The organism is Cohnella faecalis (assembly GCF_003570905.1).
Taxonomy (GTDB): domain Bacteria; phylum Bacillota; class Bacilli; order Paenibacillales; family Paenibacillaceae; genus Cohnella; species Cohnella faecalis.
On record NZ_QXJM01000040.1, the window covers coordinates 531,919 to 545,360 of the forward strand.

14 protein-coding genes, 1 pseudogene and 1 riboswitch are annotated in these 13,442 nt (G+C 53.6%); of the genes and pseudogenes, 1 reads left to right on the forward strand and 14 read right to left on the reverse strand.

The genetic code is table 11. The annotated features are described in order from the left end of the window. Positions 1-66: 66 nt before the first annotated feature. From ispE to D3H35_RS23900, 9 genes are all read right to left on the reverse strand, one after another. Positions 67-924 (reverse strand): 4-(cytidine 5'-diphospho)-2-C-methyl-D-erythritol kinase, encoded by an 858-nt coding sequence (gene ispE, locus D3H35_RS23860; RefSeq protein ID WP_119151659.1) that lies wholly within the window; start codon positions 922-924, stop codon positions 67-69. Positions 925-1,053: 129 nt separating this feature from the next. After that, on the reverse strand, positions 1,054-1,209 hold the full coding sequence (locus D3H35_RS23865) for a small, acid-soluble spore protein, alpha/beta type (protein ID WP_378124985.1): 156 nt from the start codon (positions 1,207-1,209) through the stop codon (positions 1,054-1,056). Between the two features lie 166 nt (positions 1,210-1,375). Continuing rightward, on the reverse strand, positions 1,376-1,648 hold the full coding sequence (veg, locus tag D3H35_RS23870; RefSeq protein ID WP_119151660.1) for a biofilm formation stimulator Veg: 273 nt from the start codon (positions 1,646-1,648) through the stop codon (positions 1,376-1,378). 160 nt (positions 1,649-1,808) lie between these two features. Continuing rightward, positions 1,809-2,705, reverse strand: a complete 897-nt coding sequence (gene yabG, locus D3H35_RS23875; protein WP_119151661.1) for a sporulation peptidase YabG — start codon at positions 2,703-2,705, stop codon at positions 1,809-1,811. A 65-nt stretch (positions 2,706-2,770) separates the two neighbouring features. Continuing rightward, complete coding sequence (gene rsmA, locus D3H35_RS23880) at positions 2,771-3,685, reverse strand: 16S rRNA (adenine(1518)-N(6)/adenine(1519)-N(6))-dimethyltransferase RsmA (protein ID WP_119151662.1); 915 nt, start codon at positions 3,683-3,685, stop codon at positions 2,771-2,773. A gap of 4 nt (positions 3,686-3,689) precedes the next feature. Then, positions 3,690-4,253 carry a ribonuclease M5 gene (gene rnmV, locus D3H35_RS23885; protein ID WP_119151663.1) on the reverse strand — a complete coding sequence of 188 codons (564 nt, stop codon included), beginning with the start codon at positions 4,251-4,253 and terminating at the stop codon, positions 3,690-3,692. Between the two features lie 226 nt (positions 4,254-4,479). Further along, positions 4,480-5,547 (reverse strand): 3D domain-containing protein, encoded by a 1,068-nt coding sequence (locus D3H35_RS23890; RefSeq protein WP_233568156.1) that lies wholly within the window; start codon positions 5,545-5,547, stop codon positions 4,480-4,482. A 355-nt stretch (positions 5,548-5,902) separates the two neighbouring features. After that, a riboswitch (cyclic di-AMP (ydaO/yuaA leader) is annotated at positions 5,903-6,103 on the reverse strand. Positions 6,104-6,281: 178 nt separating this feature from the next. After that, positions 6,282-7,055, reverse strand: coding sequence for a TatD family hydrolase (locus D3H35_RS23895; protein WP_119151665.1), 774 nt, complete (start codon positions 7,053-7,055; stop codon positions 6,282-6,284). 23 nt (positions 7,056-7,078) lie between these two features. Further along, positions 7,079-8,365 (reverse strand): HD domain-containing protein, encoded by a 1,287-nt coding sequence (locus D3H35_RS23900; protein WP_119151666.1) that lies wholly within the window; start codon positions 8,363-8,365, stop codon positions 7,079-7,081. Between the two features lie 304 nt (positions 8,366-8,669). On the opposite strand from D3H35_RS23900, the gene D3H35_RS23905 reads away from it, so the two are divergent. After that, positions 8,670-8,924, forward strand: a complete 255-nt coding sequence (locus tag D3H35_RS23905) for an AbrB/MazE/SpoVT family DNA-binding domain-containing protein (protein ID WP_119151667.1) — start codon at positions 8,670-8,672, stop codon at positions 8,922-8,924. 105 nt (positions 8,925-9,029) lie between these two features. On the opposite strand, the pseudogene rsmI reads toward D3H35_RS23905, so the two are convergent. From rsmI to holB, 5 genes and pseudogenes are all read right to left on the reverse strand, one after another. Then, positions 9,030-9,964: pseudogene (gene rsmI / locus D3H35_RS23910) on the reverse strand (16S rRNA (cytidine(1402)-2'-O)-methyltransferase). After that, the gene (locus D3H35_RS23915) at positions 9,961-10,758 is read right to left on the reverse strand and encodes a tRNA1(Val) (adenine(37)-N6)-methyltransferase (protein WP_119151668.1); all 798 of its coding nucleotides are present in this window, start codon (positions 10,756-10,758) and stop codon (positions 9,961-9,963) included. Before D3H35_RS23915 ends, rsmI begins: the two are co-directional and overlap by 4 nt. Positions 10,759-11,240: 482 nt before the next feature. After that, entirely contained in the window at positions 11,241-11,609 is a 369-nt protein-coding gene (locus tag D3H35_RS23920; protein WP_119151669.1) for an initiation-control protein YabA, read from the reverse strand. A 42-nt stretch (positions 11,610-11,651) separates the two neighbouring features. Then, positions 11,652-12,452, reverse strand: coding sequence for a PSP1 domain-containing protein (locus tag D3H35_RS23925; protein WP_119151670.1), 801 nt, complete (start codon positions 12,450-12,452; stop codon positions 11,652-11,654). 2 nt (positions 12,453-12,454) lie between these two features. Beyond that, a complete protein-coding gene (gene holB, locus D3H35_RS23930; RefSeq protein WP_119151671.1) occupies positions 12,455-13,432 on the reverse strand; it encodes a DNA polymerase III subunit delta' in 978 nt (325 codons plus the stop codon). Positions 13,433-13,442 lie beyond the last annotated feature (10 nt).

The following is a 13,442-nucleotide window of genomic DNA, read 5'->3' on the forward strand; positions in this document are numbered from 1 at the left end:
GTTTTTCATCAACTTCATTCCGAAGGGAAGAGCCCTCGGTTTGCACACGGGGCTCCTCGTCTTTAACTATGTAAGCAATCTTACCACATACACTTCCTTGCAGAAGCCTCGAAGCCCATTGTACACTCGCGCGACTTTCGCTTCCTTGGACACCAGTCCGAAGACGGTAGGCCCGCTGCCGGACATTAGAACGCCATCAGCTCCGAGCTTTATCATGCATTCCTTGATTTGGCGAACTTCTGGGTACCGATCGAGCGTGACATCCTCCAGAACGTTGCCCAGCTCCCCGCACATATCCGGGAACGATTGCCTGGCGATTGCGTCCAGCATTCGCGGAACGGACGGATGCTTCGCGATCTGGGAAGCTCTCAGCTTCCCGTACACGTCGGCGGTCGACACATTGATGGGCGGCTTGGCCAGAATGACCCAGCATTGAGGCGGCGGAGAAATCGACTCCAGCTTCTCTCCGCGTCCTCTCGCGATAGCCGTCCCTCCTCGAACGCAGAATGGAACGTCCGAGCCAAGCTCGGCTCCCAGCAGCTCAAGCTCCGACACCGACAGCCCGAGACCCCACAGCTTGTTCAGCCCCTTCAACGTCGCCGCAGCATCGCTGCTGCCGCCGGCCAGTCCTGCCGCAACGGGAATCCGTTTGACCAGATGAATGTACACGCCGCGACGGACGTCATACCGCTCCTTAAGAAGCCTGGCCGCCTGAAAAGCCAGGTTCTTCTCGTCAAGAGGAATGAAGCCGGCCTGACTCGTCAGCACGATTTGATCGCGCGGCAATTCTTCCATCTCCAGACGATCGGCGAGATCCACCATCGTCATGATCATTTCCACTTCATGAAAGCCGTCGTCCCTCTTGCGAAGCACGTCGAGCAGCAGATTTATTTTGGCCGGAGCCTTTTCGAATATCTTCGTCATGTCATCACCACTCCGCGCAAAAAAGCTTTACATATTATAACAAACCCCAAGTGTAAATGCATTTTTCCCCGCGCAAAAAGAAAGAACGGGCTATTCGTCGCCGAAAAAACCCGTTCCGACGCAGCAGCTTTACGGCTTGCGAGCCGCTTGCTGCTCTGCAATTTGAATGGCGCGCTTCACCATATTTCCCGCGTCCTTCGCCCGTATGCCCCCCCAGCCTTCGCGCTGGACTGTTTCGTAGAATCCGAGGTCTTTGGCAAGCTCGGCTTTGAACGTTTCCGACATGACGCTTCTTCTTCGGCTCAAATCCTCGCCTCCTTGGAGTTGTCTTCGACGTTCCCTCTTAGGATGCCTCGACGAGTCGGCGCGCATGCAAAGCGGGCAGCCCCTTCATCGCTCTTCTCATCGAAGAAAACGATCGGGACTGCCCGCGCAATTTGAATCCGATGGGTCAGTGCGTCAATTGAATGCGCACTTCGCCTTCGTCATTACACACCATCACTTCGACGGACTCGGTCAAAATATCCGCATAGCTGTAGGAAACCCGCTTGAAATGATGCTGTTCCTGATCAAGCTTGACGATAAATACCGACGGGTAGATCTCTTCCAGCACCCCGGTCCTCTCGATGGTCTTACGTCGACCACCGTTGGCGCGGAGCATGATCTTTGATCCGACATGCGGTTCAAGGCTTCGTTTGATTTCCAGGAGCGCATTTTTGCCCATGATCCACTACCACCTCTTTCCCTGTAAATTATAGCTAAAAAGAGGGGGGCATGTCAAATGAGCTGAATATTATATCAGCGCTCCTAAAAAGTTGTCAACGGTCAATTTCCTTGTTCGGCGCGGGTTTTCACCGTTTAGTCAAATTAGACTGCGCAAAAAGTCACAGAACGTTCACATTTGAACCCGTTATTGTCGAGGGAGCAATCGTCGGCGGCTTCATATTGGGTACCCCAATCCGATATTTGCCTACCGTCTCGATGCCTCCGACCCCTTGCATCCCGCTAATCGTATGAGCGATGACGTCGGCGATGTTAATCGTCTCGCGGAAGGGAGTGAACGCAGCCCTGACGGCGACGTATACAGGATCCAGCGCATGAATCATGATGCGTCCGGGGGAGCTTGCAAAATTGGCTCCGGCCTGCAGCAGAGCCTCGAAATGCGACTGGCACGCTCCGGCTACGACAACGAGAGAATCCCGATTGCGTTCGTATTCCCTCGCCACGTTCACGGAGTGAACGAAATTGAGCGAATTCTTATAGCTTCCGATATGCTGCAGGTCTTCCCGTTGTTTCAACACGCCGTCGTGCCCGGTAATAACGACAATATCGGGGCGAACGTGCGGCAGCAGCCTCTGAAGAACAAGCGGCATCTGGGATTCGAGACAATGAGCCCCTTCCGCCGGAACGTGCAGCTGATTGTATACCTGCATGCTCTTCTTCAAATAGTTGGCGTCGCCGTCCAAATGAAGCACCTTTCCCGGCAGCTCGAAAAAAGGCTGTCTCCGGTAATCCGAGTCGTTCGGCTGTCTGCTCAAGCTCGCTGTCCGAACCCGCTCTTCCCTCATCCGTCTAAGCGACTCATTCGTATGAATCCGAGCCGTACGCGTTCCTCCGAGCTCGTCCGGATACCGCACCGCTTGAAGATCTTGGATCGGCGCATCCGCGAGCAGCCGGTAATCCATCCCTCGCAGCAGCGCGTCTTTGCCGCCGACCGCCGCAATTCGGAACAGCATATCCCCGCCATAGGATTTACGGACGACCAGGTCCCCCTGCTTCATGGGCTAATCACCTCTTCGTCTATCCTATGGGAAGCCGGGGCGCAAGGTGCGCGTCTTGCTTAACGTTAATTAATCATTCCGGCATTGGCCAACGCCTCGGTTACCGAGGCGAATTCGGTCAGCGAGAGTGTCTCGGCCCGGCGTTCCGGCTCGACTCCGCAGCCTCGAAGGAGATCTGCAAGCTCCGCTTTCCGTTCTTTGCCGGACAAGGCCGTCAAATTGTTGGAAATCGTCTTGCGCCGCTGCGCGAATGACGTTTGCACGATCTTGAAGAACAGCTCCGCGCTCCTCACTTCTACCGGAGGCTTATCTCTGCGCGTCAGCTTGATAACGGCCGAATCCACATTAGGAGCCGGTATGAAGGCTCCCGAGGGCACCTTGCAGACGATTTGCGGCTCGCAGTAATATTGCACGGCAATGCTCAGACTCCCGTATTCCTTGCCGCCCGGAGAAGCGGCCATCCGCTCCGCTACTTCCTTCTGCACCATAACTACGATATGCTCGACGGGCAAATTCTCCTCGAGAAGCTTCATGATGATCGGAGTCGTTACGTAATACGGCAGATTGGCGACCACGCTAACTTTTTCGCATCCGGCGAACTTCTGTTCCCAAAGCTCATGGAGATCGGTCTTCAATACGTCCGCCTGGACGACACTGACGTTCTCGTAAGGTGACAGCACGTCCTGGAGAATCGGAATGAGCCTTCTGTCGATCTCGACAGCGGCGACCTTGCCTGCGGCTTGGGCAAGCCTCTCCGTCAGCGCGCCGATGCCCGGTCCTATCTCAAGCGCTCCCCGCGTTTCGTCCAATCCGGCCGCCTCTATGATGCGATCAAGCACGTTCTGATCGATGAGAAAGTTTTGTCCAAGGCTTTTCTTGAAAGTAAAGCCGTGCTTGCGAATAATATCCCGCGTCCGGCCCGATGCCGCGATTCCAACCGCTTCGCCTTTGCCTGCTTGCCCTGATGCTTTCTTGTTCATCGTCTTACAACCCTTCCCGCTCCAGCTGTTCCAGCGCCGCGACGAATTCCTCGCGCGTAATACGGAACATCACGATTCGTTTATATAGCGTCTTGCCGTTCGCATATCCGATTCCAAGCAGCTCTCCGATCCGCTCCCTGCGGCGAGCGGAGGAGGCGTGCACGATGAGTCCTGCGTCCAGCAGGTCGCTCCACTCCAACTCGGGCTCACGGGTGGACACGCTTGCTCCTTGAGCTTCCGGCTCTCTAACGCGGTCCAGAGCCCTTCTAATCGCTTCATCGGAAGCATGCTCCACACCAATACCGTCTTTGCCTCGCGCCTCGTCGCGTGTCAGGAACGCATGCTTGACGCCCGGTACCCGCTCGGCGACGATTTTACGGATGCGCTCGCCCGGCGAATCGGGATCCGTGAAAACAATAACGCCTCGGCGCTCGAATGCAAGCTCCACTCGGCGCAGCACATCCTCGCCTACGGCGGAGCCCCCCGTTTCGATCGTATCGGCCCCGACCGCCCGGCGGATCGCCGCGGTATCCTCTTTGCCCTCCACCACGATCATTTCTCGTATCATTGCAATATTCCTCTTCCTTTAGCCCGCTTATCTAATCAGCGTATCCGACTTTTCGCCGCACTTCAACTTCGGAGCGCGCAAAAAACGCAAAAATCGGGAAGAAGCCCTATGCAGGAAGCTTCTCCCCGATCATTCAATTCGCCGCTTCATAACCAAATCCGTACCTCGATGCATTCGAGCGGGTGGCATCCCCGGACATTCGATTGAACGAATGCATCTTCCAGCGTCAATCCGCGGACGGCTTGACGGGTCCGATCACGTAGACGGTGTACCCCTTCTTCGTGCCGAATCGGTTGGCATGCTTCTCGTTGTCGTAATAGACATCGATTTTTTTGCCTTTTACCGCGCTTCCCGTATCTTCGGCCCGTCGGAATCCGACGCCGTCGATATAGACCCACCAGCCCATCGGAATAACCTTCGGATCGACCGCGATCGTGCGGCCCTCCGAGACGGTTGTGCCGGATGCTGTAATGCCATAACCGGAATCGCCTTTGGATTTGCCCGTGGACTCCAGTCCCGCCGAATACGCCGTCAACGTTACATTGTTCAGCAGACGACGGACTTTGACCGTCTTGCCGTTCAACTTCAACGTGCGGTTCTCGTCTTTCTTCGGATCTTCGTAAGCGAGCGTAACAACTTTCGCTTTCTTCTTCGTACCGATAGCCACGACTTGCTGAACGGCCGGCTGAGACACCGCATTGCCGACGATTCGCTCGCTCACGAGCTTGCCGTCTTCGAAGACGCGTTCCGTCTTCTTGACGAGTACGCCTTCTTTGCCTGTCGTAACTACCTTCTGCTTGCCGCTCTCCAGATTGTCGTCCTTCTTGTTGACGACCGTATACGCGATCGGGTGCTTCGTCTCGACGACTTCGCTGCGTACCCGAACGACGGTCACCTTCATTCCATCCTGAAGCTGTTCCTCAGGCGACGGAATTACCCGATCATCCGCTTGCACCGTGACGTTCATCGCAGCAAGCGCTTCGCCTACCGTATCCGCAGTTGTATGTGTGGCGGCTTCCTTGCCGTCCGCTTGCAGTGTAATGCCGACCGCGCGATCGATAACCACTGTGCTCCCCTGTTCCAAGGAAGCTGTCAGCGGCATGGATACGCTGTCGAATGGCCCTACGACGATATTCTGTTCTTTCAACAGCCCCGTAACGTCGTCCTTCAGGGTCTGGATGACGGACGATGAAGACCCGTCTACGATGGTCACGCTCTTGGCGGACGCATCCTGCAGCAATGATATAAACATGGTAATCATAGCAAAAGAGAGAATTGCGCCGATTAATATCATGCGCAAATGCTCATGCCTCCACTTCGCTGCGAAAAGCCTGGTAGTCGGCCGTGGATCATGGGTTTCCTGAACAGGTACAACACCCACTATCTCGTTCCTCCTTCATAGCCCCGCCGTCGACAGTAATGCATGATCTTGTCAGACGCGACTAATAAATTTGATAACGGCGCAAAAATCCGTTCGCGTTAGCGGCGTAACACGCGAACGACGCGCCGCCTTGCCCAGCTATATCGGTCTTCCATACGCGCTGTACAAGCCGCAACCCGAATTTGACCAACAAAAAAAGCCTACGACAGAGGATCTGTTCGTGGCTCCGCTTGAGGACGTCAAAAGTGGGATTGGGCAGCACGAGGTTGACCTCTCTCTGTAACGCTTGCGAGGTTAGCTGTCGGGTTCGGACAAAGAGAGTTGCCCTATTCGCATGCCGGCTTCATGAGCCGCTTCCGCGTAATTCACCCCAAGATTGCTCGGACCGCTGCGTCGTCCTGGAATCGGATCATACGCAGTTGTTGGGTCCCCCGCTCTTCCGTATTGGAAGATTAAGCGTACTGGAAAAGGGATGCCATATTCAAACTACTGAGTCTGATAATAACCTCTGGATACCGAACGTGTAAAGACGGGTCAATGGGCGAATTTGCCCAATTTCGAGTAAATTAGGCCTTGGTTTCGGATTTTTTGGCGACGATGCTAGTTTTTTCTGTATCCTATTCCGTTTTTCTCGGGATGTTACCGTTTTATCTCGAAAGCGACAGACAGCGCCGGGCGTTATCGCTCGTAATAATTGAAATTTCTTCCAGAGTTACTCCTTTGATGGAAGCTGCTTCTTCCGCTACCAAGCGGACGAAAGCGGACTCGTTTCGCTTCCCGCGATGGGGGTGAGGAGTCAAATATGGCGCATCTGTCTCAAGCAATAGTCGGTCCATCGGAACCCGTTCCAGCACCTCTTTGGGTACCCTTGCATTTTTGAAAGTAACCGGTCCGCCAAATGAAATGTAGAAGTTCATATCCAGACATTTCCGGGCCGTCTCCCAGCTTCCGGAGAAGCAATGCATAATACCGCCTACCTCGCTGGCGTTCTCCTCCTTCAACAAACGAAGAATATCCTCGTGAGCGTCGCGATTATGAATGACGATCGGCTTGCCGAGCTTGCGCGCCAGTCGAATTTGTTCGCGGAACACCGTCTGCTGCAGCTCTTTGGGCGAAGTATCCCAATAATAATCCAGCCCTATTTCGCCGATGGCAACAACTTTGGGGTGATTGCACAGCGATTCGATCCAGGCAAGATCCTCTTCGAGCTTCATATCGACCGCATCCGTCGGGTGCCATCCTACAACGGCGTAAATGAACGGATATTTTTCGGCCAATGCCATCGTCGTCGGAATCGTCTCCCGGTTAAAGCCGATATTGACGATCGTATCGATTCCGGCTTCTCTCGCGCGGGCGATGACTTCCTCTCGATCGTTGTCGAATTTGGGGGAGTCGAGGTGTGCGTGCGTGTCAATAATCATGTCGAAATTTCGTCTCCCTTCTATTATAAAGACAATCTTTCCCGAGTTAACCGGCTCAGCTTTGAAGCGTGCGGACGAACCAAGTCTTCCGGGTAATATAGAAAATATTTGCCGCGGTGAAGACCTGTGATCGATTGAATGATTTCGGACTTGGAAGCAATTTCGGTAAGCCCCTCGCGGTCGTCCAACAGCAGGATCGGCGGCTTCTCCGGACTGTCCTCCCCAGGCTTGTACACATCATAAGGAAGATCGATCGGCGTGTCCACTTCCATATGGTAGTCCGGGTGCAGCCCTATGCTTTTCCACTCGTCTCTAAGCCCGTTCAACCACGTCTCGTCCCGCTGTTCCAAGGGTATGTATTTATACAACACGCGATTCAAAAATCGACGGCAAAAATCCGACAACAGCTCGTCCTTCTCCTCCATCCACTGCCCGAAGGCCGTCTGTACGAGAGCTTCGTCCAACTGCAAATAACCTTCCACCGACAATGTCCCCTGGAGCAATTGCCGGAGCGGTGGCAGCATGAAACCGAACTCGTAGCCTTCGGCGTAGAGCTCGCGCGCCCGACGGAAAATTTGCCTGAGTACGATTTCGGAGCTGCGGGTCACCGGGTGAAAATAGATTTGCCAATACATCTGGTAACGCGACATCAAGTAATCTTCCACCGCATGCATGCCGCTTTCTTTCACCACAATCTTGTCCTTGTACGGCCGCAGCACGCGAAGAATTCTTTCCAAATCGAACGTGCCGTAATGAACTCCGGTAAAATAGGCGTCCCGCAGCAAGTAATCCATCCGATCCGCGTCCATCTGGCTCGACACCAGGCTAATAACGATCGGTTTGTCGTACGTCTTGCGAATGACGGAAGCAACCTTATCGGGAAAATCGGCTGACACCTCCCGTAGTACGCGGTTGACCCCGGTATTTCCAAGAATAACCTCGCAGGTCCAATCTTCGTGGTCGGTATCGAATACTTGTTCAATTGAATGGGAAAACGGACCATGCCCGACATCGTGAAGAAGAGCGGCGCACAGGCTCACCAATTTTTCTTGTTGCGGCCAATCGGAATATCCGTTACGCTCGAATTGCGAAATTATTTTCCTCGTAATTTCATAGACTCCCAAAGAATGGGAAAATCGACTGTGCTCCGCTCCATGAAAGGTTAGATAAGAGGTGCCCAATTGACGAATTCGCCGTAACCTCTGGAACTCCGGCGTATTAATCAACTTCCAAATCGTCGCATCTTGAACGTAAATCGATTGATGTACCGGGTCCTTGAATACTTTCTCTTCCTCCAGCTGCCTAAACATTCGTCCACCTCATCCTCTCTTTTTTCGACAAACGTCTACCTTTTTGTCGAATCGTGTCGATATATGACATTCCCTTAATTCCATCCAAATGACTGAATGTTTGCTGAAACATCCTTTATTTATAACGCTTTTCACCGAATTGACCCAAATAACGAGTCAAAACTAGGTTGACTTTTTTGGGAATCGTTGGTACGATAGATAGCGGAAAAACAAGAACTTTGTCGAATGTTGGCGAAACAGCGGACTAGCCACTATCAACCGTCCGTTTGAAATTATTTTAACCTGAGGAGAGGGGTATTTCCAAATGATGAAATCTACGGGAATCGTAAGGAAAGTCGATGAGTTAGGACGGGTAGTCATCCCAATTGAGCTTCGACGTACTCTCGGCATCGGAGAGAAAGACGCGCTTGAAATTTATGTGGACGGCGAGCGGATCATGCTGAAGAAATACGAGCCTGCATGCATCTTCTGCGGCAATGCGGAGAACGTTACTTACTTCAAAGGAAAAATTGTTTGCAGAGAATGTTTGAACGATTTGCCTTCACCTGTGACAAATTAAAGAATATGAGTTATAATAGAAAACAAAGCCAATCAAATTGTTAATTCTAACCTTTTTATATCTCCTTGAACCCTCCCGACCCTAGGTCCGGGAGGGCCTTTTTTTCTATTGGTCCTCCTGAAGCAATCGCTGATAGACATCTCGGCGGGATAGACCGCGGTCCTGTGCCGCCTGCTTCATCGCTTCTTTGCGGTTGCCCGTCCGGGACTCGTAATGGCCGACATGCTGATCAAGCGATAGCACGCTCCACCATGGCGCTCCCGACTCCGCTTCCGCCTGCGCTATGTCTTCCTCGGATGCCCCCGAACGACCAAGCAGCATTCTCCCAGAGGAGGATTCGCTTCCACATAGGCCAGACAAGCCTCCACCGAGCCTCTAATTGCTTCCTCATGCCGCTTCGTCAATTCCCGGACGACTGCCATCTGGCGTCCCGCCCACTTCTGAGCCAAGGTTGCAAGCGTCTTGGCTACCCGATGCGGCGACTCGTAGAACAGAATCGTTCCCGACTCCTTCGCCAGCTCGGCCAGCAGGCGTTCCAACGCTTTGCGATCTCTGGGAGGAAAGCCGACGAACAAAAACCGATCCGTCGGAAGCCCTGAAATAATTAACGCGGACAATGCCGCGTTCGCTCCTGGAATCGGAACGACGGGAATGGCATGGGCCACGGCCAGCGCAACCAAGTCGGCGCCCGGGTCGGAAATTGCCGGAATCCCCGCATCGGTGACGAGCGCAATACTCGTTCCCTCTTTCAGCAGCTTGATCAATTCGGGCCCGCTTGCTTCTTTATTATGCTCGTGATAACTGACCAACCGATTTTGGATATCAAAGTGCGTGAGCAGCTTGCGGGTTTGACGGGTATCCTCGGCAGCAATAAGCCCCGCCTCCTTGAGAGTACGAATCGCCCTGAAGGTCATATCCTCCAGATTGCCGATCGGCGTCGCGACCAAGTACAAGGTGCCAAGCTTCTCCCTGGCTGCAAAGCTGCGCTGCACTTGCGCGGTGGTATCGCCAACCGTGCCTTGCTTCTCGTCTTCTCTCATCGTTGCTCCTCCTGTTTTCCCGTTGAATCCGCAAGCTCCGTTCTTCGTCCGTAAAAAATATCAAGGAGTTCTTCCGTGTATGTTCGTCCGTCGCCCTTATAGACGATAATCGGCGGCAGTAACCGTACCTCCGGACGGCCGCCCTTCAGCGCATCGATCAGCACCATGTTCGCTTCCGCATCCGAACGCGGATGAACGAACCGCATCCTCTTAGGCTCAAGACGGTGGCGGCGCATCGCTTCGGTTATTTCGACAAGCCGCGACGGCCGGTGAACCATCGATACCCGACCGCCCGTCTTCACGCAGCGAGCGCAAGCGGCCACTACGTCTTCGAGCGTGCAGCCGATCTCGTGGCGCGCCATCGCTTGATGGATGTTTTCTTTGCGGTCTCCACTTTGCAGCGGCATATACGGCGGATTAACCGTAACCGCATCGTATTCCCCATTTGGCGGCGTCCACGCCCGCAAGTCGTCCTCAATGACGGATATCCGTTCTTCAAGTCCGTTCAATCGGATGCTTCGCCGCGCCATATCCGCCAGCCTCGGTTGAATTTCGACCGCATCGACGCAAGCGGACGTACGGGTCGTCAACAATAGAGGAATGACGCCGTTGCCGGTGCACAAATCGAGTATCCTTCCTCGCGGAGGAAGTGCTGCAAATCGAGCCAGCAAAACCGCATCCAACGAGAAGCTGAATACTTCCGAGCTCTGGATAATTCTCATATCGTAAGAGAGAAGGTCGTCCAACCGCTCCCCTGGCTGAAGAATAGCGTCCGTATTTGCGGTTTCCGCCATTTTCGCTTACCCCCGTTCTTTCATGCTCACGCCCACTAGCTTACTTGATTTCCTTGCTCTCGGCAAACAAACCTCCCCACCTTATTCTCCGCCTCCATGGTCTGACAGGCAGTTGGGTGAACTGTAATAGATACAGCTATTCGTTCTGTTGAGCCACGCCGCTGGGATTGAACTGCAAAAAGTACAGTTATTTTTTTCCATTTCAGAACTTGGCGCTAAAATCGCCCTAGATACATGTACCTTCTGCAGATAATATCGTTAGAATATCGATTTACCATCAAAATAAAGGTATGTTTTACAGTTGAACGTCGGGCTCGGCGCTGATCGTCAGCCATTCGGCGTTAGATTCGGCTTGAAAATCGGGCTCGGTTCGGCGGCACGCGCAGCTTTGGGTTCGTTCTTGGGATACTTTCTTTTATTCGAACAAAATGCCGCTCCCCGAAAGGAGCGGCATGTTCTTCATGCAACGCGCGCGTTATTCGTCACTTACTCAAGAAAGATAAGCAGAACAAGCAATCGCCTTCCATGCGCAAATGTCCGTAGTACACATTGCATATATGGAAGCCTTCGTGGTACAGGCGGGCCAGATTATCGTACCCTTCCCCTACTCCCGGCAATGAGACGGGCTTGTCTTCTTTGCTTAATACGACCGGTTCCTTCGCCGCCTCCGCGCGGGCGATATTGGAATCCGTTTCTCTTTTCAGCACTTTCCGCAGCTGTTGGTTCTCGATTCGAAGCCTCTGGTTCTCTTCGAGCAGCTCCTTGATCTTCAGCTTGAGCTCTCCGAAATCCGCATGCACGGTGCCGAGATGCGATTCAAGTTCATCCATGCGAAGGTAAATGTCTTTCATGAACGGCTTCCACCTCAAAGCATCAGGTTGTGCATACTAAGCTTATTTGAGGACGACGTCGTCAAAAGGCAGCTCTTTCACTTTGCCAATTTCGAACACTTGCACGTGAACGGTACGGCTGCCAGGATTGATTCCGACTACTTTGCCATCGCCCATCGAAGTAACGACGAATCGGCCTACGGCCGGCAATTCTTCTTTAGCACTCTCGTAATTATCGTGCTCGTATTTCAAACAGCACATGAGTCGGCCGCAGAGCCCCGATATTTTCGTCGGATTGAGCGACAAGTTCTGGTCTTTAGCCATCTTGATGGAGACCGGTTCAAAGTCGCCAAGCCACGAGGAACAACAGAGCACGCGCCCGCACGGACCAATTCCGCCGAGCATCTTAGCTTCGTCCCTAACGCCGATCTGCCGCAGTTCAATGCGAGTCCGGAACACGCCGGCCAAATCCTTGACCAGTTCCCGAAAGTCGACGCGGCCTTCAGCCGTGAAGTAAAAGATAATTTTGTTCCGGTCGAACGTGTATTCCACGTCCACGAGCTTCATCTTAAGCCCATGATCCTTGATTTTCTGCAGTCCCACGGTAAAGGCGTTCTTAGCGGCGCTGCGGTTCTCGTCTACCGCGCGTGCGTCGGTATCCCCCGCTATGCGAATCACTTTCTTGAGCGGAAGAACGACGTCGGATTCGCCGACCGTCTTCGGTCCGACGACAACTTTGCCGTATTCCACACCTCGCGCCGTCTCTACAATGACATGCTGATCTCTGGATACCGGATGCTCGGCGGGGTCGAAGTAATAGATTTTGCCCGCTTTCTTGAAGCGAACGCCGACAACTTCGTACAATTCTACCCCTCCCGCACGTTCACCAATAATTGCTCGATAACGAGCTGAGGCTGCACATGCGCTTTAATACGCCGCGCAGCCGTCAGCGCCGCTTCCATGGCCGACACCCACGCATCGACGGAACGGCTCCAAGCGTGCTTGGAAATCCAGTCCCCCTGATCGGGAAAAACCATCTGATTCTGGCGTCCGGTCATGGCGTAAATCATATCTCTATACCACAAAGCCATCATTTGCAGCAAAAGTTCAACATGTTCGGCGAGCTCCGTCTTAAAAACCAGCTGCTGCGCGGTTAGCAAGCTGCCAGGAAATCGGGACGGATTCTCCCTGCCTAATTGTATCACTACGTTTCGGATTTCTGCAAACCAATTCTCTTCTACCAGCTTGCGGCTCGAATCCAATCCGGAAGCGAGATGTACCGCGGTTCTAGCGAGAATAGGCGGTTTCCCTTCCACGACGAGAGCCGTTTCCAGCGCTTCCCGGTCTCCCGGCACGAAGGCGATGAGCTGGGACCGCGACAAGATGGTCGGCAGCACCGACTGCGGACCGGGAGCAAGCAGAATCGCTACGACAGGAGATGAAGGCTCTTCCAAAAATTTAAGCAGGCTGTTAGCCGCCTGCACCGTCATCGTCTCGGAATCTTCTATAATATAAATTTTGTAGCCCGCTCCCGCGCTTCGATAAGACAGCTCCCGCTGAAGCTCTCTAATCTGTTCAATCTTCACGGTCGCGCCGCTTGGCGATATGACATGGAAATCGGGATGGTTGCCGTGCTCAAGCTTGCGGCATGACAGGCATTCTCCGCAAGCGTCGTCGCCGCCGCGTTCGCAGAACAATGCTTGCGCGAACGCTTGCGCCGTTTGGCGTCTTCCTGAGCCCGCCGGCCCCGCGAACAAGTAGGCGTGTGCGATTTTGCGGGAACGCAGAGCGTTCTGCAACAGAGCCTTAGCCCGCTCCTGACCGGTAATGTGACGAAAAGCCATACTGCGCACC